The following is a 26,071-nucleotide window of genomic DNA, read 5'->3' as shown; positions in this document are numbered from 1 at the left end:
GGCGTCGGCGTCGGCGTCGGCGTCGGCGTCGGCGTCGGCGTCGGCGTCGGCGTCGGCGTCGGCAGATCTTGGAACGAGAGTGCCCCAGGGGCCGATCCTCGCCAAGATCTCGCAACCGGGGTCGGTCCGACAGGCTCGGCTGACTGTTGACCATGGGTCGGGGCCACCAACGGACATCACCCACATGTCCGGTTCATTCCCTGGCGCGCGGCTTCGCCACCCCACCACCCCGAGCGGTCGGCCTGTCCGGAACGCTCAGCACAACCCGCGCCACACCCACCCGAGACGAGTCGACAACGAGACGCATGTCCGGTTTCGAGGTGTGACCGGGGGCATCGTGGGGGCGGAATCGTGGCCGGCCCCGGGTCGTTACACCATGCGTACGACCGAGTAAGGGTACGCCCCGCCTCGCGGGCAGGTGGCCGGCCCGGGCCGGCCCCGGAATGATGGCGGCCGGCCGGTCGTTACACATGGTCCCGGCCCACGTGCAGGGCATCCCCCTCCGCCCCACACGGCCGACTCTGATCTTTCCTCCGGCAGGACGCCGGAGGTTCCCCGTTGTTCATCGAGCGCCGGACGGTGCTTGCACCCGCACGCAGAGCCGATCCCCCTTCGGTGTGCGGTGCCAACCCCCGAATGGAGCGTCCCCATGAACACGTTCATCCGTAACAGCGTTCTCGGCATTGCTGGTCTCGCGTTCGCCGGTGGCGTGGCCGCCGGCCCGATGACCGACAGCACCCCGACGACTGTCGACACCACGCCCGTGGCGGCTGTGGCCGTGCAGGCTGACAAGCCGGCCGTGGACAAGGCCAAGCTGGTCCCGCACGGCGTGCAGGGCGCCCAGTCGCACGTCGACCTGTCCGACGAGCAGGTCGCCAACGTCAAGGCCATCATCGCCGCGACGAAGAAGGCCGGCATGGACGAGCGCGCCGCCGTCGTCTCCATCGCGACCGCGTTGCAGGAGTCGAAGCTGGAGAACCTGGGTCACCTCGGTGACCGCAACGACCACGACTCGCAGGGCCTGTTCCAGCAGCGCCCCTCCAGCGGATGGGGCACGATCGAGCAGATCACCGACCCCGAGTACTCCACCACCGCGTTCCTCAAGGGCCTCAAGCAGGTCGACGGCTGGCAGGACATGCCGCTGACCAAGGCCGCCCAGACGGTGCAGGTGTCGGCGTACCCGGACCACTACGCCCAGTGGGAGCAGCAGGCCGCCGACCTCGTCGCCGAGCACTGGAACAGCTGACACACAGACTTTCCACCACAAGGGGGATCGCTGGCCGGCACCCGAACACGGGGTGCCGGCCAGCGGCACATCCACCCCCGCACACCCCACGGCCGGCACCCCGACAGGGGCGCCGGCATCTCCGCCACCAGATCTTGGACAGTTGCCGCTCACACCCGACGGCAACCGTCCAAGATCTCGACGTATGGACCGCGAGCACGCGATCCGGCGAGACAAAATGCGCTCCTCGGCCCTTCGGATCGCCGGGGTTGTGGTCCGGGTGCGGATCGCGGTGCCAGACGCCACAGTGCCAAGGCGCCATGCAGGCAGCGGCGGCCGGCGGCGGATCGGACACGGGCCGGCCCCCGTCCGCTGCTGCGGAACGAGGGCCGGTGCGGAGGTGGGTGGCGGATCAGGTGGCGCTGATGGTGCCCGTCATCAGCAGGGCGAGCACGAGGGTGCCCACCGCGACCCGGTACAGCACGAAGACGTACAGGGTGTGGTGGGCGACGTAGCGCAGCAGCCAGGCGATGGCCGCGTACCCGACGCCGAAGGCGATGATCGTGGCGACGACCATCTGGACCACGGTCGGCACCGACGTGCCGGGCGCCGCCGGCTCGAAGACGTCGCCGACGCTGAAGATCCCGGACATCACCACCGCCGGGATGGCCAGCAGGAACGAGTAGCGCGCCGCCGCCTCCCGGGTGAGGTTGAGGAACAGCCCGGCGGTGAGCGTGCCGCCCGAGCGCGACACCCCGGGGATGAGCGCCATCGCCTGGGCGAAGCCCATCACCACGCCGTCGCGCATCTTGAAGTTCACCAGGGTGCGGGTCTGCCGCCCCCAGTATTCGGCGAACGCCAGCACGAACGCGAACACGATGAGCGTGGTCGCCACCAGCCACAAATTCCGGCCGGCGGTGCGGATCTGGTCCTTGAACAGGAAACCGAACAGCCCGATCGGGATCGAGCCGACGATGACGTACCAGCCCATCCGGTAGTCGAGGCTGGAGCGCACCGACCTGTCCCGGATGCCGACCAGCCACGTCCGGGTGATGCGCCAGATGTCCTTGGCGAAGTAGATCAGCACCGCCGCCTCGGTGCCCAGCTGGGTGACCGCGGTGAACGACGCGCCGGCGTCCTGGTCGAAGAAGATCGCGGAGGTGATCCGCAGGTGACCGGACGAGCTGACCGGAAGGAACTCGGTCAGTCCCTGGACGATGCCCAGGACGATGGCCTCGACCCAGGTCACTCGCCGACTCCCGAGAGGTCCAGCGCCTCGGCGACGGTACGCAGGGTGTGCACGCCGCTGTCCCGGTCGGCCGCGAACAGGGTCACGGACAGGGTGGTGACGCCGGCGGCGGCGTACTCCCGCATCCGCTCGGCGATGCGCTCCTTCGGGCCCAGCAGCGAGGTGCGGTCGATGAACTCCAGCGGCACCGCGGCGGCGGCGTCGCGCTGCCGCTTGGCCAGGTAGAGGTCCTGCACCTCGCGGGCGGCGTCGCCGTAGCCCATCCGGGTGGCGAGCTGGTTGTAGAAGTTCTGCTGGCGGCTGCCCATGCCGCCGACGTAGAGGGCCGCGTACCAGCGGACCAGCTCGGCGCAGGTGGCGACGTCGTCGCCGACCACCACGGGCACCGACGGGACGACGTCGAAGCCGGCGAGTTCCTTGCCGGCCTTCGCCCGCCCGGCGCGCACCGACGCGAGCTGCTCCTCGGCGAACTCGGGGGCGTAGAAGATCGCCAGCCAGCCGTCGGCGATCTCGCCTGCCAGTTCCAGGTTCTTCGGGCCCACGGCGGCGAGGTAGATCGGGATGTGCTCGCGCGGCGGGTGGAAGCCCAGCTTCAGCGCCTTGCCCGGGCCGTCGGGCAGCGGCAGCGTGTAGAACTCGCCGTCGTACGCGACGGACTTGCGGGCGACGGCCAGCTTCACGATGTCCACGAACTCGCGGGTCCGCGCCAGCGGCTTGGCGAACCGTACGCCGTGCCAGCCCTCGGAGACCTGCGGGCCGGACACGCCGAGGCCCAGCCGGAACCGGCCGCCGGACAGCGCGTCGATGGTCGCCGCGGTCATCGCGGTCATCGCCGGGGTACGGGCGGGGATCTGCATCACCGCGCTGCCCAGGTCGATCCGCTCCGTCTGCCCGGCCATCCAGGCGAGCATGCTCGGCGAGTCGGAGCCGTAGGCCTCCGCCGCCCACACCACCGAGTAGCCGAGCCGGTCCGCCTCCTGGGCGAAAGCCAGGTGATCGGCCGGTGTGCTCCACGCCGTCTGGTATCCGAGGCTGAGCCCGAGTCGCACTAGGTCCTCCTCCATCCGCACCACAGGTCGCATCAGGTTACGCAATGCCGCAAGTCGACCCGTTCACCGGTCGCCACCACCGGGGGCGGTGCCCGGACGGTCGGAAACGCGACGCGCCCGGCACACTTGACGGGAGCGAGGATATCGGCGGGCCCTCGTTCGAAATAAGGTTCACCCATGCAACAGCGACCGCTCGGCCGAAGCGGGCTGGCGGTTTCGCGGCTCGCGCTCGGCACCATGACGTGGGGCCGGGACACCGACGCCGACGATGCGGCCGCCCAGCTGAAGAGTTTCCTCGACGCGGGCGGCAACCTGATCGACACCGCCGACGTCTACGGCGACGGCGACGCCGAGTCGGTGATCGGGTCGCTGCTGGGCTCCCTGGTGCCGCGCGAGGAGCTGCTGATCGCCACCAAGGCGGGCCTGCGACCGGGCAGCGGTCGGCGTCGGGACGGTTCCCGGGGGCACCTGTTGCGCACGCTGGACGCCTCGCTGCGCCGGCTCGGCACGGACCACGTCGACCTCTTCCAACTGCACGGCTACGACCCCGACACGCCGCTGGAGGAGACGCTCGCGGCGCTCGACCACGCGGTGGCCAGCGGCCGGGTCCGCTACGTCGGGGTGTCGAACTTCGCCGGCTGGCAGACCGCGCGGGCGGCGGCCTGGCAGACCGCCTGGCCGGGGCGCGCCCCGGTGGTGGCGGCGCAGGTGGAGTACTCGCTGCTGGAGCGGGGCGTGGAGCGGGAGGTGCTGCCCGCGTGCGAGGCCCTCGGGCTGGGGGTGCTGCCGTGGTCGCCGCTGGGCCGCGGGGTGCTCACCGGCAAGTACCGGCACGGCCGGCCCGCCGACTCGCGGGCGGCCTCGCCGCACTTCGAGCGCTTCGTCGCCACCTACCTGGAGCCCCGCTGCTCCAGCATCGTGGAGGCGGTCGCCATCGCCGCGGGCGGGCTGGGCGTCTCCCCGACGGAGGTGGCGCTGGCCTGGATCCGCGACCGGCCCGGGGTGGTGGCCCCGATCCTCGGCGCGCGGACGGTCGGGCAGCTGCTCGGCGCGCTCCAGGTCGAGCGGATGACCCTGCCGGAGGAGATCGTCACGGCACTGGACGACGTGTCGGCCGTGCCGGTGGGCTACCCCGAGCGCGACGGCTGACCCGCGCCGCGCGGCGCGAGCGCGCGGTCAGGCCGTGGGGCGCTGGCCGGGCAGGTCGCGTACGGCGGCGAGGAAGCGGGACTGGTCGTCGCGGGTGGCCGGGTTGACGATCCGGATCCAGGACCCGTCGTCGAACACGATGGTGGACGGGAACTGCATGAGGCGGGCCCCGTGCTCGGACTCGATGCGGGCGATGCGCCGCCGCGGCACGCTCCACAGCACCTGGGGGCGCCGCCGGTCCTCGCGGTCGGGGTCGGGGCGGCGGCCCATCCGCAGCAGGTGCAGGTGGGTGTCGGTGACCGCCAGCGGAGTGCCGGTGTAGCGCTCCAGGAAGAGCAGGAGGCTGCCGGCGAGGGTGGCCAGGTCGCCGCTGAAGACGTACCGCCGCCGGTAGGCGATCTCGGCGAGCTGGTCGGCCAGCGGGCGGTAGCGGCTGAGCCGGAACAGCGCCCGGAAGGCCTCCTGCTCGTCGGTGAGCGGCAGCGGCTCCCGGGGCGCGCCGCCCGGCGCCGGTTCCGGCTCGGCCGTCTCCGGGGTGCCCGCGGCGAGCACGGCGGCCTTCCCGGGCAGCAGCAGGACGCCCGCGGCGATGCGTACGGGCGTCAGCACCGCGTCCACCCAGGCGACCGGGTTGACGATGTTGAGCAGCCCGAACAGCGCGCGCGGATCGAGCGCCTCGGCCAGCTCGGCGTTGACCCGGTCGGCGAGCTGGCTGCCGGCCCGGTGGTTCTCCGGGGCCCGCACCGGCGCCAGGCCGACGTAGCGGATCTCCTCGTCGGGCAGCAGGGGCGCCACCAGGGCGCGCTCGGGCTCGTCGGTGGTGCGGAACTCGTCGCGCAGCTCACGGGCCTTGTCCCGGGCGGCCCGCGCACCGCCCAGCACCGCGTCGGTCAGCCGGCCCAGCCGACTGCGCCCCTCGGACACGCCCCACCCCCTCGAACGACCGTCACCTGCCGGCCGGCTGCTGCGCCGGCGGCTGCCCGAAGACATTCTGGTCGATCCACTCGGCGCCGCCCTGCACCGCCGCGTCGACCTTGTCGCCGACCTGGTCCATGCCGGGCACCGACAGGCCGGAGACCATCGCGACGGTGCCCCAGGTGACGCCGTGCACGACGGAGTTCGGGATGTTCCACGGCAGGTTGGTGGCCCAGTCCCGGCCGATCATCCGCGCCCCGTCGGCCATCCCGTGCGCCCGCAGCGCCCCGAGGCGCTCGAACGTGCTCATGTCGAACGGCGAACCGGACTTGCCGAGCTTCCAGGTGCCCTTCGCCGGGTCCATGAACTTGTGGTGCCACTTGTCGGCGGCGCCGGCGGCACGGCGCTTGTCGGCGTACTTCTGGCCGGCGCGCAGCGCCTTCTGCTTGTCGACCAGCTTGTCCAGGTGGTTGCGCAGCTTGCGCAGGTGGAGCAGGACCCGTTGCAGCAGCCGGATGACCTTCTGCAGGTGCGTCGCCAGCGGCCGGATGATCTTCAACATCCGGGTCAGCGCGATCATGCCCCGGGTGACCCCCAGCGCCACGCCGGCCGCCCAGGACGCCCCGGCGGTGAACGGGGCCATCAGCAGCGCGGTGACCAGCGTCACCAGCAGGAAGTTGACGAACTCGACGCAGATGTCGACCAGGACGTCGTGCACCGTCTGGAGCGCGTCGGCCACCCCGCGCAGGTACTCGGCCGTGGCGGCGAACTGCTCGGCGACGTCCAGCAGCTGCTGCTCGACCTCGGCCAACCGCCGCCCGTACGCCTGGCCGGACGGGGAGCGCCAGCCGGCCTGCTCGGCCTCGCGCACGCTGCGGTGGCCCATCGCCAGCTCCCGCACCTGCGCGGCCAGCGCGTCCCACTCCGTGGCCTTGGCGCGCAGCGCGGCCGGCTCGCCGTCGACGAGGTCGACGAGCTGGATCAGCGGCCAGGCGAGGGTGCGGCAGACGCTGTCGACCACCTTGTCCACGCTGGACAGGGCGTTGTCGATGCCGTTCCAGAGCTCGACGGCGGTGCCCGCGGGCCCACTCACCGGGGCATCCCGGCGCCGATGGCGCGGAAGGAGGAGTCGATGTCCTGCTCGTTGCGCTCGTAGGCCTCGGCCGTCCCGCCCAGCGCGCCACCGACCCGCTCGAACGCGTCGTGGCCGGACCGGAACAGCTCCATCCCCCCGGTGACCTGCTCGGCGTACTTCTCGCGGAGCATGTCGCTGACGAACGGCAGGTGCCCGAAGGCCCCGTCCGGTATGTCGCCCGCAGACGTGATCCGGCTCTCCAGCGCGGTCAGCGAGGTGGCCACCCGCTTCGCCGCCGCCTCCAGCCGACGCACCGCCTGCACGTCGACGTCGATGTCAGGCACGCCGTTCCTCCCCCACTCGCCCGGCGGGACGACGATACGATCATGCCGCCGCCGGGCGCCACCCCGGACGGCCCGTGCACGGGAGGTTCTCATGTCTGACCCGCTGTCCGCGTTCGACGCACTCGCCGGACGGCTCGCCGACATCGAACGCCGCTTCGCCGGGCTCACCGACGACCTGGACGAGCTGAGCGCCACCGCCACCGACGACAGCGGCCTGGTCACCGCGACCGTCGACGCCACCGGCGAGCTGGCCGACCTGAGCCTCGCCCCGACCGCGCTGCGGGTGGGCACCGAGGACCTCGCGGCCATGGTGCTGCAGGCGTACCGGCAGGCCCGCTCGGCGGCGACCGCGCAGCTCGAAGAGCGCACCGGGGGTCTCGACGCGACGCTCGGCGCGGGCCTGAACGGGATCTTCGGCACCCCCGGCGACTTCGCCTCGCTGGGCCGCCTGGAGGAGGCGATGGGACGGCTCGGCCGGCTCGACGGCCGCCTGCCGGGGCCGCCGGCATGACGTCGCCGGGCTGGCCAGACATCGTCGCCCGGCTCCACGACACGCTGTCGGGCTGCGACCGCGACACCGACCTGGAGCTCGCCGCCGGCCCCCGCCGGCTGCACCTGATGGTGCGCCGGGACACCGTCCGCGGGGTCTGCCCGCCCTACGACGAGCGACGCCTGGCCGAACTCGGCTGGCAGGCGCCGCGCGGGGCCGGCGGTTGGTGGTACGAGACGCCGCGCACCGCCGAGGGCCTGCGCTGGTGGAGCGGGTTCGCGGCGCAGACCGCCGCCACGGTGCTCACCACGGAGCCCCGAGCGCTGTCCTGCCAGATCCTTCCGCCCACCGGTCCCCGGGTGCGCCCGGAGCCGACCGTGCCCCGCGTCCGGGCCGCGGAACCCGTCGCCGGGACCGGGCACGCCGCGGCCGAAGCCGGGCAGCCCGCTGTCGAAGCCGGGCACGCCGCGGCCGGAGCCGAGCGGCCCGTCGCCGGAGCCGGGCAGCCCGTGGCCGGGGTCGAGCAGCCCGCTGCCGGGGCCGGGGACGGGGACGCGCGCGTGCCCGACCCGTCGCCTGCGGAACTGCCCGCGGATTCGCCCGCGGGCCCCGCCGCGGACGGGGCGCGGAGCGGGGCGGACCCGGGCGGGCCGTCCGTGCTCGACCTGCTCAGCGAGGCCGGCGCGCGGCGGGACCTGCCCGGCTACCTCGGCATCCTCGCCGCCGCGGCGGTCTGCGTACCGCTGGCGGCGGAGCCGGGGCCGGACCGCGAGGTGCCGTGGACGATCGTCACCGACCCGACCGGCGCGCCGCTGCTGCCGGTCTTCACCTCCCCCGACGCGCTGACCGCGTTCGCCGGGGAGGGCGTGCCGTTCGTCGCCGTGCCCTGCGCGGACCTGCTCGCGGACTGGCCCGACCCGGCGTGGGGGCTGGTGGTGGACGCGGGCACCCCGCGCGCCCTGGCCCTGGGGGCGGCGTCGCTGGCCGCCCTGCTGGCGGCGAACCCGCCCACCGGCTGACCGCCGGTCGGCGGCCTACCGCTACCGGCCGCGCCGCGCCTGCCGCACGGCGAACACGACCGCGCCGACGACGAGCACGACGCCCAGGAGTTGGAGGCCGGGCGAGTCGTCGGCCTCCCCGAGCACGACGCCGGCGACGCCGAGCGCGGCGGCGAGGAGGGCGAGCAGGTACGTCATGGCGTCTCCCTGGTGGCGGCCGGGGTCTCGGACCTGCCGGCGGGTGGTTCGTGGTCGGTGGGCCGGGGCGTGGCGCGCGGGTTCACTCGTCGACCCACTCGAGCAGGTCACCGGGCTGGCAGTCGAGCACCCGGCACATGGCCTCCAGGGTGCTGAACCGGACGGCCTTGGCCCGGCCGTTCTTCAGCACCGCCACGTTCGCCGGTGTGAGTCCGACGCGCTCGGCGAACTCGCCGACGCTCATCTTGCGTTTGGCCAGTTCGACGTCGATGCGTACGACGATGGGCATCAGATCACCGCCTCCATGTCGGTCCGCAGCGTCGTGGCCTGCCGCAGCAGCGCGCGCATCACCACCATCAGCAGACCCAGCACGGCGACGCCCACCAGCAGGAGGAACAGCAGGAGCGGCAGCCCGGGGTCCGTGGCGTTGAAGCCGACGTAGAGGAAGACGCCCAGCAGCACGACCCAGGCGGCGACGATCGCCCAGACGATCGCGTCCACCCACGCCAGCGAGGCGTCGGTGAAGATGCGGTCGCGCTTGACCAGGGTGAGCAGCTTCCAGGTGGACACGACCACCACCTGGACGCACAGCACCCAGAACACCGCCACGGCGGTCATCGGCCACCTGAGGTAGGCCTGCTCCGGGGACTCCTCGGCCATGTGGGCGAACTGCCCGGGCAGCGAGAAGGTCTGGAGCATGACCAGGATCCCGAACAGCACGACGAGGAAGACTCTGAGCGGGGCTACCGCTCGATGCTCGTTGAACATGCATCGACTATCGCTCTTAACCTATCGAAAGTCAATCGGTTCGCCGATGGTCGGGAAGCCGGACGGCCGTGCCTCGCAGCGGCGCGGGTCACCGGTGAGGGGGTGGCGAAGGCCTCCCGGGCTGGGCAGCATGGAGGTCATGGACTACGAGTACGCGCCGCTGCGGCTGCCGCCGAACGTCGACCGGTTGACCGCCGCGGCGCAGTTGGCGATCCAGGCGGAGTTCTCCGGGTGGGAGTTGGCGCGGGTACGGCTGTACCGCGACGGCACGCGGCAGGTGGTGCTGCGCCGCCGCCGGGTCAACCAGCCGCAGCCGGGACTGTCGTACTGACCACGACAGCAAGGCCCGGGGCCGACCGTCCGGTCGGGCCCCGGGCCTGCGCCGCCTGACTGGCGGGCCGTCACCGCCTAGTGGGCGTGGTCGTGCTCCTCGTCGAGCTCCATGAAGGGGTGCTCGTCGAGCCGGCCGACCAGCCGGTCGTCGGCGGCCGGCTGGAACGGGCCCACCGGGTCGTCGTCGTCGAACGACTCCAGGTCGACCGGGGTGCCGACCTCGCTGACCATCACCACGCCGTCGAGCGGCTCCAGCTCCGGCACGTCCAGCGCGCCCAGCGAGCCGTCACCGCTCTGGAGCAGCTCCAGCACCGCCTCGCCGACCCCCTCGACGGGCTCCGGCTCGTCCTCGGCCGGGGTGCCCTCCCGCCGGGCGGCCTCGGCGATGCGGATCAGCGCCGACACGCTCGGCACCCGGTAGTCGCGCCGCTGCCGCACCGAGATCACCCGCGGGTGCGGGTCGGTGGGCTCCACGCCCTCCGCGGCCCCGAAGCGCTGGTCGGCCTCCTCCGGGTCGATCGACTCGACGTCCCACGGGGTGACCTCGCCGAAGGCGTCCAGGAGTTGCTCGTCGTACGCGAAGGACGCGTTGTTGAGCGCGACGTACGCCTGCCAGACGTCGTCGTCGTCGACGCGGCCCTGTGCGGCGCGGACGGCGGCCAGGTGGTGGCGGGCCGCATCGATCACGCGCTCGAGGGCGGCGTCCAGCTCACCGTGCTGGTCGGTCATGTGGGTCAGTCCCTTCACGATCAGTGGTTCCCGCCGGGACACCGGGGTTCCTGGCGGGGGCTAGCAGGTGCGGAGGAACCGGTCGAGAACCCGCACGCCGAACTGTAGTCCGTCCACCGGAACCCGCTCGTCGATGCCGTGGAACAGCGCGGAGAAGTTCAGGTCGGCCGGCAGCCGCAGCGGCGCGAAGCCGAAGCAGCGGATGCCGAGCTGCGAGAACGCCTTCGCGTCGGTGCCGCCGGAGAGCATGTACGGCACCGGCCGCGCCCCCGGGTCCTCCGCGCGCAGCGCGGCGGACATCGCGTCGACCAGGTCGCCGTCGAACGTCGTCTCCAGCGCCGGCTGGCGCTGGAGGTACTCGATGACGATGTCCGGACCGACCAGCTCGCGCAGCTGCCGCTCCAGCAGCTCCGACTGCCCCGGCAGGCTGCGGCAGTCGATGGTGGCGGTGGCCCGGCCGGGGATGACGTTGTCCTTGTACCCGGCGGCGAGCCGGGTCGGGTTGGCGGTGTTGCGGATCGTCGCGCCGATGATGTTGGCGATCGGCCCGAGCTTGGCGATGGCGGTCTCCGGGTCCTCCGGGTCCAGCTCGACGCCGAGCAGGTCGGAGACCTCCTCCAGGAACGCCCGGACGGTGTCGGTGACCACCACGGGGAAGCGGTGCCGGCCGACCCGGGCCACCGCCTCGGCGAGCGCCGTGACCGCGTTGTCGTCGTGGATCATCGAGCCGTGCCCGGGCCGGCCCTTCGCGTGCAGGCGCAGCCAGTCGATGCCCTTCTCGGCGGTCTCGATCAGATAGAGCCGCTGGCTGTCGTTTACCGAGTACGAGAAGCCGCCGACCTCACCGATGGCCTCGGTGCAGCCGTCGAGCAGACCGCGGTGCCGCTCGACCAGGAAGTGCGCGCCGTAGTCGCTGCCCGCCTCCTCGTCGGCGGTGTACGCGAGCACGATGTCCCGGGGCGGGCGGACCCCGGTGCGCTGCCAGTGCCGCACCACCGCCAGCACCATCGCGTCGAAGTCCTTCATGTCGATGGCGCCCCGGCCCCACAGGTAGCCGTCGCGCAGCTCACCGGAGAACGGGTGCACCGACCACTCGTCGGCGTCGGCGGGGACGACGTCGAGGTGGCCGTGCACCAGCAGCGCCCCGCGGCTCGGGTCGGTGCCGGGGATGCGGGCGACCAGGTTGGCCCGGCCGGGCGCCGACTCGTGGATGACGGACTCGACGCCCACCTCGGCCAGCTTCTCCGCCACGTACTCGGCGGCGAGGCGTTCCCCGGCGCTGGTGTCGTTGTCCCCGGTGTTGGTGGTGTCGATCCGCAGCAGGTCACGGCAGAGGTCGACGACCTCGTCGGTGGGGTCGGGTCGGGCGGAGGCGGCGTCGCTCGTCATCGCATCTTCATACCAGCCCACGAGCCCGCCGCGGTCGCCCCGCCCCGGCGTATCGACGCCGACGACGTGGCACGGGCGGCGACCGGGCCCGGTTTCGCCGCCGACGCCGCCGGGTACCGCCGCTCGCGACCCGCTCCCCACCACCTGCACCGCCCGCCACAGAGGAGGGCACCATGACCGTTCCCCTGCCACCGCTGCCGCCGACCGGAGAGGATGAGGGCTTCCGGCCGGGCGGCCGCAGCATCGCCGACATCCTCGACGCCGAGCACCGGCAACTGCGGGAGCTGCTGCGGCGGCTCACCGACCCGGGCCCGGAGCCCGCCCCCGAGCGCGGCCTGGAGGTGCTCACGGCGGCGCTGTCGCGGCACCTGTCCGCCGAGGAGCAGTACCTGCTGCCCGCCGTCCGGGCCGCCCTGCCCGACGCGGCGGAGCGGATCGACCGGGCCATCGCGGACGACCGGGCCCTGCTGACCGCCCTGAAGACGCTCGCCGACGAGGGGCTCGCCGACGTCGCCGCGCGGGTCCACCGCCACGTCGAGGAGGCGGGCGCGCTCGTCGCGGCGCTGCGCGAGGTGGCCAGCGCCGAGGAGCTGATCCGCCTCGGCAACCGGCTGGAGATCGCCGAGGAGGCGGCCCCGACGCGCCCGCACCCCGGCACCCCGGCGACGCCGCCGTGGAACCGGGTCGTCGAGCCCGCGGTGGGCGTCGTCGACAAGGTCCGCGACGCCGTCACCGGCCGACCCACCTACCTGGCCGACCTCACCGAGCGGCCGCCGGCCTGAGCCGGCGGCGGGCGCGGGCGCGGCGCGCCGGAGCAGATCGGGCACACATTGGGGAGCGTTGATCCGTCCAGGGCCTTCCGTCGGCCGCTACGGGGTCATACCGTCACGGTATGAATCTGGAGCTGCGACACCTGAGGGTGGTCTGCGCGATCGCGGAGACGGGGAGCGTGACCAAGGCGGCATCGACGCTCGGCCTGGCCCAGCCGGCACTCACCGCCCAGCTCCAGCGCATCGAGCGGACCCTGGGCGGGCCGCTGTTCGAGCGGGACCGCCGCGGCGCCCGCCCGACCGCCCTGGGCGAGCTGGTGCTCGCCCGGGCGCGGGTGCTGCTGCCGGCGATGAAGGGCCTGCAGGACGAGGCGGCGCGGCTGGCCGGGGCCGGGAACGTGCCCCGCCGCTACCGGTTCGGCGGGGTGAACAGCCCCATCCTCGGCCGGCTCGTGCACCGGCTCGCCGCGGAGCCCCCACCGGCCCAGATCACCACCCACGCCTCCTGGTCGGCCGACGAGCTGGCCCAGCTCGTCGCGGGCGGCCGGCTGGACTTCGCGCTGATCGGGGTGTGCGGCGACGCGGCGCCGCCCGCCGAGCTCGGGTTGAGCTGGCGGGAGGTGGCCGTCGACCCGGTGCTGGTGCTGCTGCCCGAGCAGCACCCGCTGGCCGGGCACGCCGAGGTGAGCCTGGTGGACCTGAGCCACGAGCAGTGGGTCGCCGCGCCCGGCGACGGCTGCTTCGGCGACTGCTTCGCCGCCGCCTGCGCCCGCGCCGGCTTCACCCCCCGCAAGGTGTACGAGACCGACGTGCGCTGCTGCATCGACATGGTGGACTCCGGCGAGGCGATCGCGCTCTGCCAGGCCACCTTCCGCCCGGTCGCCGGGTTGGTCACCCGGATGCTGGCCGGGACGCCGCTGCGCTGGCGGCTGATGCTGGGCTGGCATCCCGACTCCCCCGCCGCCCGCGACGCCGAACTGGTGCTGGAGTTCGCGCTGGCCGCGTACACCGACTCGCTGGCGGCGCACCCGGAATACCTGGCCTGGCTGCTGCGCAACCCGAGCTACGGGGCGCGGCGGCTGACGGCCGCCGGGGCCGACGGGGTGCGAACGGCGTAGCGCCGGGTATCAGGCGGACATGACCGATGCCTACCCCGCCGCCGACGACCGGGAGATCCTCCGGCAGGCCGCCGCCACGCACACCGCCGCCGCCCGCGACGTGGAGGCGTTCCTGCGTCGCCTGCCCGAGGTGCCCGACCCGGCGGACGTCACGGAGTACGCCAACCTGCTGACCCGCGAGGAGCGGGCGCGCGCCGACCGCGAGGCGGCGGCCGACGCCGCGGGTCTGACGATCGGCAGCCTGGAGAGCGACCACGGTTGACCACGGACGGGCGGCGCCCGGTCCTCCCGGACGCCGCCCGACCGCCGGCTCAGCGTTCGACGAGGACGTCATGGCCCAGGTCGAGCAGGGCGTGCCGCCACTCGTCGTCGGCGTTGCCGCGGGGCGGCTTCTCGTCCAGCAGGGACTGGATCTCGTCGATCGCGTCCCGCATCACCCGGATGTCCTCCGGCGTGAGGTCCACCTTGCGTTTGGCCAGCACCCGCAGGATCCGCCGGCCCATCCCGGGCAGGTCGAGGTCCGGGTCGGGCCCGAACGACTCCTCCCCGGAGCCGCGGGTGAGCAACCACTGCCGCAACTGCTCCGACGGGACGTTCACCTGGGCGTGGAAGTCGTCCCAGAGCACCTCCACCTCGGGTTCGAGCCGCTGCTCGCGTACCATCAGCCCTCCTCTCGACGGCGGCGGTCGGACTCCGCCGGCTCCGGGTCGTCGCCCTGCTGGCCCACGCCCTCCGGCGGCACCCGCACCCGGGCGGGGTTGGCGGTCGGCGGGGCCACGATCGGATCGGTGCGCTCGCTCTCGTCCCGGGTCTCCTGGGGTTCGCTCATGTCCGCCCTCCGGTCATCGGGGATGGGACGTCGTGGCCGGGGTGTAGCCGCGCTCGCCGGCCGTCACGTCGAAGGCGAGCCGCCCGTCGCGGGCGTCCACGGTGATCTTCTGGCCGGGTGAGACCGCCGACTCCAGCAGCATCCGGGACAGCTGGTTGTCCACCTCCCGCTGGATGACCCGGCGCAACGGCCGGGCGCCGAACTCCGGCTGGTAGCCGTGCTCGGCGATCCAGTCGACGGCGGGGGTGGTGAAGTGGACCTGGATGTCCTGCGCGTGCAGCCGGCGGCGGGTCTCCTCCAGCAGCAGGCCGGTGATCTGGCGCAGCTGCTCGGCCTCCAGCCGGCGGAAGATGATCACCTCGTCGATGCGGTTGAGGAACTCCGGCCGGAAGTTCTCCTGGAGCCGGCGCATGAGCCGCTCGCGCAGCTCGTCGCGCTCCTGCTCGCCGCCCTCCGCGCCGGTGCCGAACCCGACGGCGCGCTGGGCGCCGGTGATCAGTTCCGAGCCGAGGTTGCTCGTCATGATCAGTACGGTGTTCTTGAAGTTGACCGTCCGGCCCTGGCTGTCGGTGAGCCGCCCCTCGTCGAGCACCTGGAGCAGGATGTTGAACACGTCGGCGTGGGCCTTCTCGATCTCGTCGAGCAGCACCACCGCGTACGGGCGGCGGCGGACCGCCTCAGTGAGCTGACCGGCCTCCTCGTAGCCGACGTACCCGGGCGGGGCGCCGACGAGCCGGCTGACCGTGTGCCGCTCCTGGAACTCGCTCATGTCCACCCGGACCATCCGGTCGGCCTCGCCGAACAGCGCCTCCGCGAGGGCCCGGGCCAGCTCGGTCTTGCCGACGCCGGTGGGCCCGAGGAAGAGGAAGCTGCCCATCGGGCGGTCCGGGTCGGCCAGCCCGGCACGCGAGCGGCGAACCGCCTCGGCGACCGCGGTGACCGCGTCCTCCTGGCCGACCACCTTCTCGTGCAGGTGGCCTTCCAGGCGCAGCAGCCGGTCGCGTTCCTCCTCGGTGAGCTGGCTGATCGGAATGCCGGTGGCGCGGGAGACCACCTCCGCGATCTCCTGCGGCCCGACGGCCGGCACCTGCGACGGGCCGCCCTCGTCGCCCCGGGCCCGACGGATCTGCTCCTCCAGCTCCGCGAGCTGGTCGCGCAGCGCGGACGCCTTCTCGTACTGCTCGTCGGCGACGGCCTGCTCCTTGTCCCGGCGTACCTCCTCGAGCTGTGTCTCCAGCTCCCGCACGTCGGACGCCGGGGTGCGGGTGCGCAGCCGGACCCGGGCGCCTGCCTGGTCGATCAGGTCGATCGCCTTGTCCGGCAGGAACCGGTCGGTCACGTACCGGTCGGACAGCTCGGCCGCGGCGACCAGCGCCTCGTCGGTGAACCGCACCTGGTGGTGGGCCTCGTAGCGGTCGCGCAGCCCGCGCAGGATCGCCACGGTGTCGTCGACGGTGGGCTCCGGCACGAACACCGGCTGGAACCGGCGGGCCAGCGCCGCGTCCTTCTCGATGCTCTTGCGGTACTCGTCCAGCGTGGTCGCGCCGATCACCCGCAGTTCGCCCCGGGCCAGCGCCGGCTTGAGCATGTTCGAGGCGTCCATGCCGCCCTCGCTGCCCGCCCCGCCCGCGCCGACCAGGGTGTGGATCTCGTCCAGGAAGACGATCAGCTCGTCGCGGTGCGCCCGGATCTCGTCGATGACCTTCTTCAGCCGCTCCTCGAAGTCGCCCCGGTAGCGGGTTCCCGCCACCAGGCCGGCCAGGTCGAGCTGGATCACCCGCTTGCCGAGCAGCGTCTGCGGCACGTCGCCGTCACAGATCCGCTCCGCCAGGCCCTCCACGATCGCGGTCTTGCCGACGCCGGCCTCGCCGATCAGCACCGGGTTGTTCTTCGTCCGCCGGGACAGGATCTCGACGGCCTGCTCGATCTCGTCGGCCCGGCCGATCACCGGGTCGATCTGGTCGTTGCGGGCCAGGTCGGTCAGGTCCTGGCCGTACTGGTCGAGGGTGGGCGTGCCGCGGTCGGGCTTCGGCCCGGTCATCGGCCCGCGCTCGGCGCTGGCCGCCTGCAACGACTCGGGCTGGATCCGGCCGGCGGCGAGCATCCGGCCGGCCGGGGACTCCGGGTTCAGCGGCAGCGCCATCAGGATGTGCTCGGGGCCGATGTAGTTGGCGCCCATCGCCCGGGACAGCTGGTGGGCGTCGAGCAGCGCCCGCTTGGCCGCCGGGGTGAGCGACAGGTTGGGCGGCACCTCGCCCTTGGGTGCGCCGTCGCCGCGCCCACCGAGCGCGTTGAGCAGCGTGTCCGGGTCGGCGCCGGCGCGCCGGACGAGGTCGCGCAGCGGTTCGCGTTGCAGCGCGGCCCAGAGCAGATGGTCCGTGTCGAGGTCGGTGCTCTTGCGTTGGGCGGCCCGGCGGGCCGCGTCGGCCAGCATCTCCCTGGCGTCGGCGGTCATCAGCCGGGTGATGTCGACCCGGTGCGCGGGTCGGCGCCCACCCTCGCCCCGGCCGAAGTACCGGGCCAGGAACTCGTCCCAGGGGTCGGAGCCGAAGTCACCGGGTCCCATCATGTCTGTCCTCCGCAGTCGGGCGCGACGGTCGCCAGGGGCTACCCGGCGGTCCGCCCGACAAACGCCACCACCGCGCCGCGCCCCGCCACGATGGCCCTCGGGCGAGGTGTGAGGACGGGCCCCTTGTCAACGGGTCCCTTCCTTGCACCTCAGGCCGGGGGTGGGAGGCTGGCGGGATGGAGCCGACGATGCCGCTGCTGATCGTGGACGCCGCCAACGTGGTGGGGTCCCGCCCGGACGGTTGGTGGCGGGACCGCGCGGGCGCGACCGCCCGGCTACGCGACTCGCTGGCCCCGGTGGCCGCCGCCGGGCTGCCCCCGCAGCTGCCGCCCCCGGTGGAGGTGGTGCTGGTGGTGGAGGGCCGGGCGCGGGACGTGCCGGGCACTGCCGAGGTCCGGGTGGTGGCCGCGCCCGGGTCCGGCGACGACGCCGTCGTCGACCTGGTCGCCGCCGCGCCGCGGCGCCGGCGGCTGGTCGTCACCGCCGATCGTGAGCTGCGGGAACGCGTCGTCGCGCAGGGTGCCGAGGTGTACGGGCCGCGCTGGCTGCGGGACCGGCCGGCCCCGCCCGGGTAGTCCCGTCAATCGGACTAGCGGCGCTTCCGGTCGACAACCGGTCAGCGGGGCAGGAACACTGACAGGGCGGATGTTCTCTCACCGTGAGGGATAGGCTCTAATGGAGGCCTCCCCGCCCCCAGGAGGTTTCGCCGTGGCGAGCGTCGCCGAGCTCAAGGCAGCCATCGATGTCGCGCTCCAACAGATCGGCGACGGCCAGAGCGCCGTGCAGGCGGCCGGGGAGAAGCTGGCCGAGGCGCAGCAGACCCTGGCCGGCGCGCTGGAGGGCAGCGGGCACGAGACCGTCGAGGCGGCCCAGTCCTCGCTGACCCAGGCCAGCCAGGAGCTGGAGGAGTGCCTCGCCGCGACACTCGTCGCCGTCGAGCAGGCGCAACTCTACGTCGCGACGCTCTGAGGCTCGGCCGTGTCCATCGTCGAGGACGTCGGCGCGCAGGTCCGCGCCGCCGCCGATGACCTGCCGCTCGCGCAGCTGGCCCTGGCGCTCGAGAAGTTCGGGCTGGCCGCCGAGCGGCTGCGCTGGGTCCGCCAGGAGTCGGCCGACCCGATGGGGGTGCCGGAGCTCTCCGCCGCCACCGAGCACGCCGAGACCGCCGGCTACGCGCTGCGCGTCGCGCAGGAGCAGCTCTCGGCGTACCTCGCCGCGATCGGGCTGGCCGCCGACGGCTCCCCCGCCCCCAGGCCGCAGGAGCAACGGCGCCGGCCCGCGCACGACGCGCCGCGGGAGGCGGCCCCCGGGGGCCCGGCGCCGGAGCCGGCCGCCGACGCGACGCCCCGCCGCTGGTGGGCGGTACGGGTGGCCGAGCTGACGGGCGGCCGGGAGGGTGCGCCCGAGCAGCCCGACGAGAAGGTCGACGACGCCCGGGAGCTGCTGCGCCGGGTCGTCGGCGGGGTCCGCGCCGGCGACCGCGACCGGCTGCACACCGAGCTGCGTCGCGCGCACGCCGACGTCGGCCTCGGCCTCGCGGCGGTCGCCCCGCCGCTGCTGCGCGAGCTGGCCGGTGAGCTGCTCGGGCACCCGCCGCGCGCCGAGGACCTCGGACGGCTGCACCGCGAGTTGGACGGCCGGATGCGGGACCTGCTGCCCGGCCTGCCACCCGCGGTGCTGGACACGCTGCTGACCCGGATCTGCCGGATGCCCCCGCCCCGGCGCGGCGAGGCGGAGCAGCCGCACGCCGCCGACCCGGCCGTCACCGCTGGGGTGCTCACCGGGGTGCTGCTGGCCCGGCTCGGCCGGGACCTGCCCACCGACGACGAGCGGGCCCGGCAGGCCGAGACGGCCCGGGAGCGACGCGCCGCCGCCGAGCGGGACCGGCAGGCGGAGACGGCCCGCGACCGGGCCGACGACGCCGAGTGGCAGCGACGCGCCGCCGCCGCGAAGGGCCGGGTGGCCGCCGCGCGGGAGCGGGTCGCGGCGGCCCGGGACCGGGCGGAGGCGGCACACGACCAGGCGAGCGCGGCCCGGGCGCGGGCGGCGACCGCCGGCCAGGCCACCCCGAAGCCGGACCGGACGACGACACCCGGCCAGTCCGGCTCGGCACCGGACCGGGCGGCGGCCGGCCGGCCCGGCGGGTCGACGGGCAACGGCGGGTCGACGGGCGATGGCGGCGCGTCCGCGCGCCGCGGTGGACCGGCCGCCGACGGCGCCGCGGGACGGCCCGGATCGGCCGGCCGCGTCTGGTCGAGCCCGCCCGCGGGCCGGCCGGCGTCGGGTGGCACCCCGGGCCCGCGCGGGCGGGGCGTCGATGGCTGACCGGCGGAGCCAGCTGGTCACCCGGGTCAGGGGCATGCTGGGCGAGGCCCTCGGCGCCACCCGGACCCGGCTGTCCAGCGCGCAGGCCGAGCTGACCACGGCCCGGGAGCGGCTGGCGAAGGTCCGGCGGGCCGCGTCGGTCGTACCGGAGCGGGTGGGCGCGCAGCGCGACCGGCGGCTGGCCGAGATCGACGATCGGCACGCCGCGCGGATCGCGGAGCTGGCCCGGCGGGCGGCCGACGCGGCGCAGCGGGAGGCCCCCGGGGCGGCCTCCGCGGACTGGACGCGGTGGCGCCCGACCCCGACCCGGCGGGCCGAACCGCCGGGCGCGCTGCGCATCGGCACGGTACGCATCCCCGGCGCCGAACCGGTGCCGGCGCTGGTGCCGCTGCTCGACGCCGGTCACGTCGAGCTGACCGGGGACGACCGGGAGGGCTGCGACGCGGTGGTGTCGGCGCTGCTGCTGCGCGGCGTCGGGCGCGCCGATCCGGGCGCCGTACGGCTGGTCGGCTACGACCCCGAGCACCTGGGCGGCGGCCTGGCCGGTTTCGCCCCCCTCGGCACGGCCGGGCTGCTCACCTTCGTCGGCCCGGGCGGGCTGGCCCGGCTCCTCGACGATCTGGTGGAGCAGATCCGCCGGATCAACGAGACGGTGCTGGCCGGGGAGTACGTCTCGCTGCGCGAGCTGGCCGCCGCCACCGGTCGCCGGCCCGAGCCGTGGCGGGTGGCGGTGCTGCTGGGCGGGGACGAGCTGTCGCGGCACGAACGCGGCCAACTCGACCGGGTGGTCCGCACCGGGGCGGCCTGCGGCGTGCACCTGGTGGTGCGGGGCGTGTCGCTGCCCGAGGATCCCACCGTGACCCGGGTGGGCGCGTACGCCGACGGCGCCCGGATCGGCGGGCCGAACGGCCTGCCCGTACGCCTCGATCCGCCGCCCCCGCCGGTCCTGGTCACCGAGACCTGCCGGGAGGTGGCGGCGCGGGTCAACGCCGGCCCCGCCCCGACCCCGTTCACCGACCTGCTGCCGCCGGTGGAGCAGATGTGGCGGGAGGACTCCGCCACCGGGCTGACCGCCCCGATCGGCGAGGGCCCGCACGGCCGGCCGGTGCTGCTCACCCTGGGCGACTACCCGCCGCACGCGTTGATCGGCGGCCCATCCGGTACCGGCAAGACGAACCTGATCTTCGCCTGGATCGGCGCGCTGGCGGCCCGCTACTCCCCCGCCGAGCTGGAGTTCTACCTGCTGGACTTCAAGGAGGGGGTCTCCTTCGCCCGGTTCGCCAAGGGCCGGCGGGACCCGAGCTGGCTGCCGCACATGCGGCTCGTCGGGATCAACGTCAACACCGACCGGGAGTTCGGCCTGGCGTTGCTGCGCTTCCTCGCCGAGGAGCTGCGGCGGCGGGCCGACGCCGCGAAGAAGCACGAGGTCACCAAGCTCGCCGAGCTGCGCGCGGTCGACCCCACGGGGCACTGGCCGCGGATCGTCGCGGTGGTCGACGAGTTCCAGATGCTGCTGGCCGGGCGGGACGTGGTCGCCCGGGAGGCCGCCGACCTGCTGGAGGACCTGGCCCGGCGCGGCCGGTCCCAGGGCATCCACCTGGTGCTCGCCTCGCAGGACGTACGCGGCATCGAGGCGCTGTGGGGACGGCCGGCCCTGGTCGCGCAGTTCACGTTGCGCATCGCGCTGCCGAAGGCGCTGCGGATCCTCGCCGAGCGCAACGACGCCGCCCAGTCCCTGCCGCGCCACCACGCGGTGGTCAACGCGGAGTCCGGCATGGCGGAGGGCAACCAGGTGGCCCGGATCCCGTCGGCCAGCGACTGGGAGACGTGGAGCGAGTTGCAGCACCGGCTGTGGCGGATGCGCCCGCAGGACGCCGCGCCGGCCCGGCTCTTCGACGGCGACGCGATCCCCCGCCTCGCCGACGCGCCGGACTTCCGGGCCCTGGCCGCGCCGGAGACGGGGCATCCGCGTACGCCGGTCGCGCTGCTCGGCGAGATCATCGACGTGCAGTCCCGCTCGGCGGCGTTGCGGCTGCCCCGGGCTCCGGGCCGCAACCTGGCGGTGCTCGGCACCCGGGTGGACGAGGCGTGCGCGGTGCTCGACGCGGCGGCCCGCTCCCTGGCCCGCCAGCACCGCCCCGGCACGGCCCGGTTCTCGATCGCCTGCCTCGACCCGGACGCCGACCCGGCCGCCCGGTCCCTCTACGAGGATCTCGCCGACGACGCCGCCTGGTACGACGAGGAGACGGTAGGCGAGCTGATGGCCGAGACCGCCGAGGGGCTCGGTGCGCCGGGCATGCCGCACTACCTGCTGCTGTTCGCCGTCGACGCGGCGTCCGGGGCGTTGGCCACGCGGATCGGCCGGCGCACCGGGCTGGAGGAACTGCGGCGGATCCTGCACGACGGGCCGGAGCGGCGCACCCACGTGCTGGCCTGGTGGCGGGGCGTCGCCCGGATGCGGGCCGACCTGGGCGGGCCGGCGGCCCGGACGGACCAGATCGGCGCCTGGGTGGCGCTGGACGCGCACGGCGGCGAGCTGGGTTCGTCGCTGTATCCGGGCACCGGTGGCCCGGACTGGTATCCCCGCCCCTGGCGGGGGCTGTTCTTCGATCGGGCGGTGCACCGCACCGGCCAGGTGATCATCCCCTACGGGCCGGCGCGATGAACGAGCCGGTGACCAGTGAGTCGTACGCGGCCCAGATCCGTCGGCTGGCCGAGCTGAGCACGCGGGTGCGCGTCCAGCGGGCCGAGGCGCACACCTGGCACGCCCAGCAGTGCGCGGCGGCCGAGCGGGCCGTCGCCGAGGCGGAGGCCGAGCTGCGGCGCGCGGAGCGGGAGCTGGTGGACGCGCGCGAGGAGCAGGAACGGGTCGACGCCGAGGTCGCCGACCTGTGGCAACTGCTGCGCGGCCGGCTCGGCGGCTCGGGACGCCGGGCGGGCGGGCCACCGGCGCCGGTACCCGGCGCTACGGGCGACCCGGCTCCGCTGCTGGCCGGCGTGCGGGACCTGCTCAACCGCACCCGCCAGCCGGGTGACCTGCCGGGCTCGGTCCACCCGCTGCTGGCGTTGTGCGGGGTGGCGGGCGCGGTGCTCGCGTACGCCCTCGGTGGCGCGGCCCGGGCGGCGGGCGAGCGGTACGGCGGCGAGCTCGGCGTCGGGCTGCCGGTGCTGGCCCTGGTGGTGACGCTGCTGGGCCCGCTGGTCGGTCTGGTGCCGGCGAAGGTCCTCGCCGACCGTCGGCACGCCGTGCTCGGCCCCCGGCCGATGACCGTCGTGCTTGTCGCCGGGCTGGTGACCACGGTCGCGTTGCTCGTCGCCGGCCGCTGACCCACCGTTCCCCGATCGGCCGGAAGGTTGCCGCAGCGCGTCGTCGATCCGGCCGCCCGCCGTTCGTGTAGATGGAGGAGGCCGGGTCACGCCGGCCGTTCGACGAGAGGGAGTGTGCGATGCGGAACTTCGTGCTCAACGTGATCCAGCCCGACGGGGACGCCCCGCCCCCGCCGGAGTTCCTCGAGCCGATCATGCGGGACGTCGAGGCCGTCAACCAGGAGATGCGCCGCAGCGGTGTCTGGGTCTTCGGCGCCGGGCTGGAGCTGGCGCACACCGCGCGGGTGGTCCGGGTCCGCGACGACGAGACGCTCCTGACGGACGGCCCGTTCGCCGAGGGCAAGGAGCACGTCGGCGGGTTCACCGTGATCGCGGTGCCGGATCTCGACGCGGCGTTGGGCTGGGCGGAGAAGCTGTCCCGGGCGACCACCCTGCCGATCGAGGTCCGTCCGGCGGCCGCCATCGACCCTGCCTGAGCCGGATCTCCCTCGGCGCGTGCCGGAGCCGTGCGGGACGACTCGCGGTGGCGACCCGTGCCGCCGGACGACCCGCCCCCGCAGGCCGGGCCGTGCCGCAGGTGGCACGGCCCGGCCACTCGTACGGGAGCCACGCACCGCCCCGGCCGGTCAGGCGGGGACCAGCACCGCCTCGCGCAGGAGGCGGCGGGCCAGGGTGATCCGGTCGGCGTCGTCGTCCAGGCCCGGCAGGTCGCCGACCCGGACGGACCCGGCGCCGAGCAGGGCGTGCACGGCCGGCGCGCAGGACGCGGGCAGGGTGATCGTGCGGTCGAACAGCACCAGCGCGACCTTCTCGCCCCGTGGGGTGAGCCGCCAGCGCAGGCCGGGTCGCGGGGCGAGCCGGGTGTCGGCGTCCAGCGCCGCCAGCGCCGCGGCCTGGGCCAGGGGTCGGATGGGCGCGGGCCGGGCGGCCGGCCAGGCGCGCTGCCGCAGCCGGGCGGCGACGGCCGCCGGGTCGGCCCGCAGCAGCCAGTCCCGCAGCGCCTCCACCGTCTCGGTCAGCTCCGGCTCGATCGCGTCCGGATCGGCGACGTCGGTGCCGAACGGCAGCGTGGCGCGCAGCCGCGGGTCCTCGGCGGCGAGGGCGAGCAGCTCCTCGACCAGGGCGTAGCGGGTCAGCGCCCGGACGCCGACGGTCAGGTGCAGCGAGCTGGACTCCTGGGCCTGCGCGCTGTGCAGCCAGCCGCGCGGCAGGTAGAGCGCGTCACCGGGGGCGAGCACGACGTCCAGCGCGGCGGGCCCGTCGGCGGTGGCGGCGACCTCGTCGGCCCGGCCACCCCACGGCTGCTTCTCCAGCGGGTCCGGCAGCACCGGCGGGTGGATCCGCCAGTGCTTGCGGCCGTCGACCTGGAGGACGAAGACGTCATGGGTGTCGTAGTGGGTGGCGAAACCCTGGCTGCCGGCGGGGGTCAGGTAGGCGTTTACCTGCAACGGCTGCCCGACGGCGGTGCCGAGTTCGCGGGTGAAGTCGGTCAGGGCCGGCCAGGTGCGGTGCAGACCCTGCAGGACGAGGGTGGCGCCGCCGGCGTACAGCTCCAGCACCCGCTCGTCGAGGACCTGGTCGGCGATCTCGGCGCCGGCACCACCGCCGCCGGTGAAGCGGGCCGCCGGCACGAGCTGGCCGTCCTTGGCGATGCGCAGGAACGGCGTACGCAGGCCGCGGCGGCTGAGCAGCTCGTCGGCGTCGGCGGGGCTGAGCAGGTCGGTGAAGCCGGCCCGGTTGGGCAGTTCGTCGGCGCGGGACAGCAGCGGGGTGCGTCCCCAGTGGGCGGCGGCGAACTTCGCCGGCTCGACCGACACGCAGCGGGCGAGCGCGGCCGCGGCCTCGGACGGGACCGCCGGGCGGCCGTCGCCGCCCGGCGGGTCGATGTCGGTCACGGCGATCCGTCAGGCGCTGCCGTCGGCGCCACCGTCGTGCTGGCCCGGGGTGGCACCGCCGTCGGCGGGACCCTCCGCACCACCGTCGGCGCCACCATCCTGCTGGCCCGGAGTCGCACCGCCGTCGGCGGGACCCTCCGCGCCCTGGTCGGCGCCCTGGTCGGCGCCACGCTCGGCACCGCGGTCGGCACCGCCGTCGGCGCCACCGTCCTGCTGGCCCGGGGTCGCGCCGCCGTCGGCCGGGCCCTCGGGGCCGCCACCGCTGCTGGTCTGCATGTCGTCGTCGTTGAGTGCCATCGGTGCTCCCTAGGGATGTGCCGCCCCGCCGTTACGCCGGGGTCCGTCGTGCAGCGGGTGGTACCCCACACGCGATCTTCTCTAACCCCACCGTAGACGCCCGTTCCGGTTCACACCGGCCGTTCGCCACGCCCGGTCAGGGCCGCCAGCAGGCACGTCGCGGCGCGCGCCGGGGTTCGCGCCGCCCGGCGCGGCGGCGCCCACGGTGACAGGATGGTGCTGCCCGAGCAGGAGGTGGCGATGACCGAGCCGACCGGGCCGCGCCCGCTGGAACCGGTGACGGAGCAGTGGCAGCGCGCGCTGGCGATCGTGGCGCACCCCGACGACCTGGAGTTCGGCGCCGCCGCCGCGGTCGCCCGCTGGACGGCGCAGGGCAAGCAGATCGTCTACTGCCTCGTCACCAGCGGCGAGGCCGGCATCGACGCGATGCCCCCGCCGCGGGCGAGGGAGGTCCGGGAGCGGGAGCAACGCGAGTCCGCCGCCCTGGTCGGGGTGGAGACCGTGGAGTTCCTCGGCCTGCCCGACGGTGTCCTGGAGTACGGCGTGCCGCTGCGTCGCGCCCTGGCCGGGGCCGTCCGCCGGCACCGCCCCGAGATCGTGATCACCAACAACTTCCGGGACACCTGGGACGGTGCGTACGCCCTCAACCAGGCCGACCACATCGCCACCGGCCGGGCGGTGCTGGACGCCGTCCGCGACGCAGGCAACCGGTGGGTGTTCCCGGAGCAGCTCGCCGACGGGATCGAGCCGTGGAACGGGGTGCGCCAGGTCTGGGCCGCCTCCTCGCCGCTGGCCGCGCACGGGGTGGACGTCACCGACACCTTCGCGCGGGGCGTGGCCTCGCTACGGGCGCACGACGCGTACCTGAGCGGGCTGGGCGACGGCAGCTTCGACCCCGAGGAGTTCCTCGAAGGGCTCTGCCGCCCCGTCGGCACCCGACTGGGCGTCCGCCACGGCACCGCCTTCGAGGTCTTCCACTTCGACCTCTGGTGAGGGACCGCGTGCCCGGATCTCCGCTGGACCGGGGCAC

The 26,071-nt window shown here is 74.7% G+C and carries 29 protein-coding genes and 1 pseudogene; 15 read left to right on the top strand and 15 right to left on the bottom strand.

What is annotated here, in order from left to right; all coding sequences use genetic code 11:
- Positions 1-649 precede the first annotated feature (649 nt).
- Positions 650-1,246 carry a hypothetical protein gene (locus AB0B83_RS07740; protein WP_357577494.1) on the top strand — a complete coding sequence of 199 codons (597 nt, stop codon included), beginning with the start codon at positions 650-652 and terminating at the stop codon, positions 1,244-1,246.
- Between the two features lie 391 nt (positions 1,247-1,637).
- On the opposite strand, the gene AB0B83_RS07735 is transcribed toward AB0B83_RS07740, so the two are convergent.
- Together AB0B83_RS07735 and AB0B83_RS07730 are read right to left on the bottom strand one after the other, a co-directional pair.
- Positions 1,638-2,474 carry an undecaprenyl-diphosphate phosphatase gene (locus tag AB0B83_RS07735; protein WP_357577493.1) on the bottom strand — a complete coding sequence of 279 codons (837 nt, stop codon included), beginning with the start codon at positions 2,472-2,474 and terminating at the stop codon, positions 1,638-1,640.
- Positions 2,471-3,523: an LLM class F420-dependent oxidoreductase gene (locus AB0B83_RS07730; protein ID WP_357577510.1), complete on the bottom strand. Its 1,053-nt coding sequence runs from the start codon at positions 3,521-3,523 to the stop codon at positions 2,471-2,473. The genes AB0B83_RS07735 and AB0B83_RS07730 overlap by 4 nt, the downstream gene beginning before the upstream one ends.
- A 177-nt stretch (positions 3,524-3,700) precedes the next feature.
- On the opposite strand from AB0B83_RS07730, the gene AB0B83_RS07725 reads away from it, so the two are divergent.
- Entirely contained in the window at positions 3,701-4,672 is a 972-nt protein-coding gene (locus AB0B83_RS07725) for an aldo/keto reductase (RefSeq protein ID WP_311414926.1), read from the top strand.
- A gap of 27 nt (positions 4,673-4,699) precedes the next feature.
- Here the strand turns inward: AB0B83_RS07725 and AB0B83_RS07720 are convergent, their stop codons facing one another.
- Genes AB0B83_RS07720 through AB0B83_RS07710 form a run of 3 tightly spaced genes read right to left on the bottom strand, consistent with a single transcriptional unit; the run spans position 4,700 to position 7,006 of the window.
- A complete protein-coding gene (locus AB0B83_RS07720; RefSeq protein WP_357577492.1) occupies positions 4,700-5,596 on the bottom strand; it encodes a hypothetical protein in 897 nt (298 codons plus the stop codon).
- Between the two features lie 22 nt (positions 5,597-5,618).
- Complete coding sequence (locus tag AB0B83_RS07715) at positions 5,619-6,680, bottom strand: hypothetical protein (RefSeq protein ID WP_357577491.1); 1,062 nt, start codon at positions 6,678-6,680, stop codon at positions 5,619-5,621.
- Positions 6,677-7,006 carry a hypothetical protein gene (locus tag AB0B83_RS07710; RefSeq protein ID WP_132237895.1) on the bottom strand — a complete coding sequence of 110 codons (330 nt, stop codon included), beginning with the start codon at positions 7,004-7,006 and terminating at the stop codon, positions 6,677-6,679. The genes AB0B83_RS07715 and AB0B83_RS07710 overlap by 4 nt, the downstream gene beginning before the upstream one ends.
- Positions 7,007-7,097: 91 nt before the next feature.
- Here AB0B83_RS07710 and AB0B83_RS07705 point away from each other — a divergent pair, with 91 nt between their 5' ends.
- Complete coding sequence (locus tag AB0B83_RS07705; RefSeq protein ID WP_357577490.1) at positions 7,098-7,517, top strand: YbaB/EbfC family nucleoid-associated protein; 420 nt, start codon at positions 7,098-7,100, stop codon at positions 7,515-7,517.
- Positions 7,514-8,515, top strand: a complete 1,002-nt coding sequence (locus AB0B83_RS07700) for an SseB family protein (RefSeq protein WP_357577489.1) — start codon at positions 7,514-7,516, stop codon at positions 8,513-8,515. The genes AB0B83_RS07705 and AB0B83_RS07700 overlap by 4 nt, the downstream gene beginning before the upstream one ends.
- Positions 8,516-8,536: 21 nt before the next feature.
- On the opposite strand, the gene AB0B83_RS07695 is transcribed toward AB0B83_RS07700, so the two are convergent.
- The 3 genes from AB0B83_RS07695 to AB0B83_RS07685 all read right to left on the bottom strand — a co-directional run bounded on the left by AB0B83_RS07695 (position 8,537) and on the right by AB0B83_RS07685 (position 9,460).
- Positions 8,537-8,692, bottom strand: coding sequence for a hypothetical protein (locus tag AB0B83_RS07695; protein ID WP_357577488.1), 156 nt, complete (start codon positions 8,690-8,692; stop codon positions 8,537-8,539).
- A gap of 82 nt (positions 8,693-8,774) precedes the next feature.
- Positions 8,775-8,981: a helix-turn-helix transcriptional regulator gene (locus AB0B83_RS07690; protein WP_026874506.1), complete on the bottom strand. Its 207-nt coding sequence runs from the start codon at positions 8,979-8,981 to the stop codon at positions 8,775-8,777.
- Positions 8,981-9,460, bottom strand: coding sequence for a DUF2975 domain-containing protein (locus AB0B83_RS07685; protein WP_357577487.1), 480 nt, complete (start codon positions 9,458-9,460; stop codon positions 8,981-8,983). Before AB0B83_RS07685 ends, AB0B83_RS07690 begins: the two co-directional genes overlap by 1 nt.
- A gap of 139 nt (positions 9,461-9,599) precedes the next feature.
- Here AB0B83_RS07685 and AB0B83_RS07680 point away from each other — a divergent pair, with 139 nt between their 5' ends.
- Positions 9,600-9,791, top strand: a complete 192-nt coding sequence (locus tag AB0B83_RS07680) for a DUF5703 family protein (RefSeq protein WP_013734349.1) — start codon at positions 9,600-9,602, stop codon at positions 9,789-9,791.
- A gap of 77 nt (positions 9,792-9,868) precedes the next feature.
- Here the strand turns inward: AB0B83_RS07680 and AB0B83_RS07675 are convergent, their stop codons facing one another.
- Complete coding sequence (locus tag AB0B83_RS07675; protein WP_357577486.1) at positions 9,869-10,522, bottom strand: hypothetical protein; 654 nt, start codon at positions 10,520-10,522, stop codon at positions 9,869-9,871.
- A 60-nt stretch (positions 10,523-10,582) separates the two neighbouring features.
- A complete protein-coding gene (locus AB0B83_RS07670) occupies positions 10,583-11,911 on the bottom strand; it encodes a M20/M25/M40 family metallo-hydrolase (RefSeq protein ID WP_357577485.1) in 1,329 nt (442 codons plus the stop codon).
- Positions 11,912-12,084: 173 nt separating this feature from the next.
- Here AB0B83_RS07670 and AB0B83_RS07665 point away from each other — a divergent pair, with 173 nt between their 5' ends.
- The 3 genes from AB0B83_RS07665 to AB0B83_RS07655 all read left to right on the top strand — a co-directional run bounded on the left by AB0B83_RS07665 (position 12,085) and on the right by AB0B83_RS07655 (position 14,061).
- Entirely contained in the window at positions 12,085-12,693 is a 609-nt protein-coding gene (locus tag AB0B83_RS07665; RefSeq protein ID WP_357577484.1) for a hemerythrin domain-containing protein, read from the top strand.
- 110 nt (positions 12,694-12,803) lie between these two features.
- The gene (locus AB0B83_RS07660; protein WP_357577483.1) at positions 12,804-13,799 is read left to right on the top strand and encodes a LysR family transcriptional regulator; all 996 of its coding nucleotides are present in this window, start codon (positions 12,804-12,806) and stop codon (positions 13,797-13,799) included.
- A 19-nt stretch (positions 13,800-13,818) separates the two neighbouring features.
- A complete protein-coding gene (locus AB0B83_RS07655) occupies positions 13,819-14,061 on the top strand; it encodes a hypothetical protein (protein WP_132237913.1) in 243 nt (80 codons plus the stop codon).
- Positions 14,062-14,110: 49 nt separating this feature from the next.
- Here the strand turns inward: AB0B83_RS07655 and AB0B83_RS07650 are convergent, their stop codons facing one another.
- From AB0B83_RS07650 to AB0B83_RS07640, 3 genes are read right to left on the bottom strand one after another with little or no spacing between them, the layout of a single operon-like run.
- Complete coding sequence (locus AB0B83_RS07650; RefSeq protein ID WP_132237915.1) at positions 14,111-14,461, bottom strand: DUF3140 domain-containing protein; 351 nt, start codon at positions 14,459-14,461, stop codon at positions 14,111-14,113.
- The gene (locus tag AB0B83_RS07645) at positions 14,461-14,628 is read right to left on the bottom strand and encodes a hypothetical protein (protein ID WP_357577482.1); all 168 of its coding nucleotides are present in this window, start codon (positions 14,626-14,628) and stop codon (positions 14,461-14,463) included. The genes AB0B83_RS07650 and AB0B83_RS07645 overlap by 1 nt, the downstream gene beginning before the upstream one ends.
- A 13-nt stretch (positions 14,629-14,641) precedes the next feature.
- On the bottom strand, positions 14,642-17,197 hold the full coding sequence (locus AB0B83_RS07640; protein ID WP_357577481.1) for an ATP-dependent Clp protease ATP-binding subunit: 2,556 nt from the start codon (positions 17,195-17,197) through the stop codon (positions 14,642-14,644).
- A gap of 176 nt (positions 17,198-17,373) precedes the next feature.
- Here AB0B83_RS07640 and AB0B83_RS07635 point away from each other — a divergent pair, with 176 nt between their 5' ends.
- From AB0B83_RS07635 to AB0B83_RS07610, 6 genes and pseudogenes are all read left to right on the top strand, one after another.
- Positions 17,374-17,772 (top strand): hypothetical protein, encoded by a 399-nt coding sequence (locus AB0B83_RS07635; protein ID WP_357577480.1) that lies wholly within the window; start codon positions 17,374-17,376, stop codon positions 17,770-17,772.
- A gap of 133 nt (positions 17,773-17,905) precedes the next feature.
- Positions 17,906-18,166 (top strand): hypothetical protein, encoded by a 261-nt coding sequence (locus AB0B83_RS07630; protein WP_089000636.1) that lies wholly within the window; start codon positions 17,906-17,908, stop codon positions 18,164-18,166.
- 9 nt (positions 18,167-18,175) lie between these two features.
- Positions 18,176-19,189 (top strand): annotated as a pseudogene (locus tag AB0B83_RS07625) (hypothetical protein); the annotation flags it as partial.
- Between the two features lie 325 nt (positions 19,190-19,514).
- Entirely contained in the window at positions 19,515-22,187 is a 2,673-nt protein-coding gene (locus tag AB0B83_RS07620) for an FtsK/SpoIIIE domain-containing protein (protein ID WP_357577479.1), read from the top strand.
- Complete coding sequence (locus AB0B83_RS07615) at positions 22,184-22,849, top strand: hypothetical protein (protein ID WP_357577478.1); 666 nt, start codon at positions 22,184-22,186, stop codon at positions 22,847-22,849. The genes AB0B83_RS07620 and AB0B83_RS07615 overlap by 4 nt, the downstream gene beginning before the upstream one ends.
- A gap of 119 nt (positions 22,850-22,968) precedes the next feature.
- Positions 22,969-23,325, top strand: coding sequence for a YciI family protein (locus AB0B83_RS07610; protein WP_357577477.1), 357 nt, complete (start codon positions 22,969-22,971; stop codon positions 23,323-23,325).
- 150 nt (positions 23,326-23,475) lie between these two features.
- Here AB0B83_RS07610 and AB0B83_RS07605 read toward each other — a convergent pair whose 3' ends face one another.
- Positions 23,476-24,744, bottom strand: a complete 1,269-nt coding sequence (locus tag AB0B83_RS07605) for a cupin domain-containing protein (RefSeq protein WP_357577476.1) — start codon at positions 24,742-24,744, stop codon at positions 23,476-23,478.
- Positions 24,745-24,753: 9 nt separating this feature from the next.
- Positions 24,754-25,041: a hypothetical protein gene (locus AB0B83_RS07600; RefSeq protein ID WP_357577475.1), complete on the bottom strand. Its 288-nt coding sequence runs from the start codon at positions 25,039-25,041 to the stop codon at positions 24,754-24,756.
- A 213-nt stretch (positions 25,042-25,254) separates the two neighbouring features.
- Here AB0B83_RS07600 and AB0B83_RS07595 point away from each other — a divergent pair, with 213 nt between their 5' ends.
- Positions 25,255-26,034 carry a PIG-L deacetylase family protein gene (locus tag AB0B83_RS07595; protein ID WP_357577474.1) on the top strand — a complete coding sequence of 260 codons (780 nt, stop codon included), beginning with the start codon at positions 25,255-25,257 and terminating at the stop codon, positions 26,032-26,034.
- Positions 26,035-26,071 lie beyond the last annotated feature (37 nt).

This window comes from Micromonospora sp. NPDC049060 (assembly GCF_040649055.1).
Classification (GTDB): domain Bacteria; phylum Actinomycetota; class Actinomycetes; order Mycobacteriales; family Micromonosporaceae; genus Micromonospora; species Micromonospora reichwaldensis.
This window is presented reverse-complemented; position numbering and strand designations above follow the sequence as displayed.

What these genes read in the sequence shown, in the direction of transcription:
- AB0B83_RS07740 (WP_357577494.1), top strand. Translation starts at nt 650, where the DNA reads ATGAACACGTTCATCCGTAACAGCGTTCTCGGCATTGCTGGTCTCGCG.
- AB0B83_RS07725 (WP_311414926.1), top strand. Translation starts at nt 3,701, where the DNA reads ATGCAACAGCGACCGCTCGGCCGAAGCGGGCTGGCGGTTTCGCGGCTC.
- AB0B83_RS07705 (WP_357577490.1), top strand. Translation starts at nt 7,098, where the DNA reads ATGTCTGACCCGCTGTCCGCGTTCGACGCACTCGCCGGACGGCTCGCC.
- AB0B83_RS07700 (WP_357577489.1), top strand. Translation starts at nt 7,514, where the DNA reads ATGACGTCGCCGGGCTGGCCAGACATCGTCGCCCGGCTCCACGACACG.
- AB0B83_RS07695 (WP_357577488.1), bottom strand. Translation starts at nt 8,692, where the DNA reads ATGACGTACCTGCTCGCCCTCCTCGCCGCCGCGCTCGGCGTCGCCGGC.
- AB0B83_RS07690 (WP_026874506.1), bottom strand. Translation starts at nt 8,981, where the DNA reads ATGCCCATCGTCGTACGCATCGACGTCGAACTGGCCAAACGCAAGATG.
- AB0B83_RS07685 (WP_357577487.1), bottom strand. Translation starts at nt 9,460, where the DNA reads ATGTTCAACGAGCATCGAGCGGTAGCCCCGCTCAGAGTCTTCCTCGTC.
- AB0B83_RS07680 (WP_013734349.1), top strand. Translation starts at nt 9,600, where the DNA reads ATGGACTACGAGTACGCGCCGCTGCGGCTGCCGCCGAACGTCGACCGG.
- AB0B83_RS07675 (WP_357577486.1), bottom strand. Translation starts at nt 10,522, where the DNA reads ATGACCGACCAGCACGGTGAGCTGGACGCCGCCCTCGAGCGCGTGATC.
- AB0B83_RS07670 (WP_357577485.1), bottom strand. Translation starts at nt 11,911, where the DNA reads ATGACGAGCGACGCCGCCTCCGCCCGACCCGACCCCACCGACGAGGTC.
- AB0B83_RS07665 (WP_357577484.1), top strand. Translation starts at nt 12,085, where the DNA reads ATGACCGTTCCCCTGCCACCGCTGCCGCCGACCGGAGAGGATGAGGGC.
- AB0B83_RS07660 (WP_357577483.1), top strand. Translation starts at nt 12,804, where the DNA reads ATGAATCTGGAGCTGCGACACCTGAGGGTGGTCTGCGCGATCGCGGAG.
- AB0B83_RS07655 (WP_132237913.1), top strand. Translation starts at nt 13,819, where the DNA reads ATGACCGATGCCTACCCCGCCGCCGACGACCGGGAGATCCTCCGGCAG.
- AB0B83_RS07650 (WP_132237915.1), bottom strand. Translation starts at nt 14,461, where the DNA reads ATGGTACGCGAGCAGCGGCTCGAACCCGAGGTGGAGGTGCTCTGGGAC.
- AB0B83_RS07645 (WP_357577482.1), bottom strand. Translation starts at nt 14,628, where the DNA reads ATGAGCGAACCCCAGGAGACCCGGGACGAGAGCGAGCGCACCGATCCG.
- AB0B83_RS07640 (WP_357577481.1), bottom strand. Translation starts at nt 17,197, where the DNA reads ATGATGGGACCCGGTGACTTCGGCTCCGACCCCTGGGACGAGTTCCTG.
- AB0B83_RS07635 (WP_357577480.1), top strand. Translation starts at nt 17,374, where the DNA reads ATGGAGCCGACGATGCCGCTGCTGATCGTGGACGCCGCCAACGTGGTG.
- AB0B83_RS07620 (WP_357577479.1), top strand. Translation starts at nt 19,515, where the DNA reads ATGGCTGACCGGCGGAGCCAGCTGGTCACCCGGGTCAGGGGCATGCTG.
- AB0B83_RS07615 (WP_357577478.1), top strand. Translation starts at nt 22,184, where the DNA reads ATGAACGAGCCGGTGACCAGTGAGTCGTACGCGGCCCAGATCCGTCGG.
- AB0B83_RS07610 (WP_357577477.1), top strand. Translation starts at nt 22,969, where the DNA reads ATGCGGAACTTCGTGCTCAACGTGATCCAGCCCGACGGGGACGCCCCG.
- AB0B83_RS07600 (WP_357577475.1), bottom strand. Translation starts at nt 25,041, where the DNA reads ATGGCACTCAACGACGACGACATGCAGACCAGCAGCGGTGGCGGCCCC.
- AB0B83_RS07595 (WP_357577474.1), top strand. Translation starts at nt 25,255, where the DNA reads ATGGTGCTGCCCGAGCAGGAGGTGGCGATGACCGAGCCGACCGGGCCG.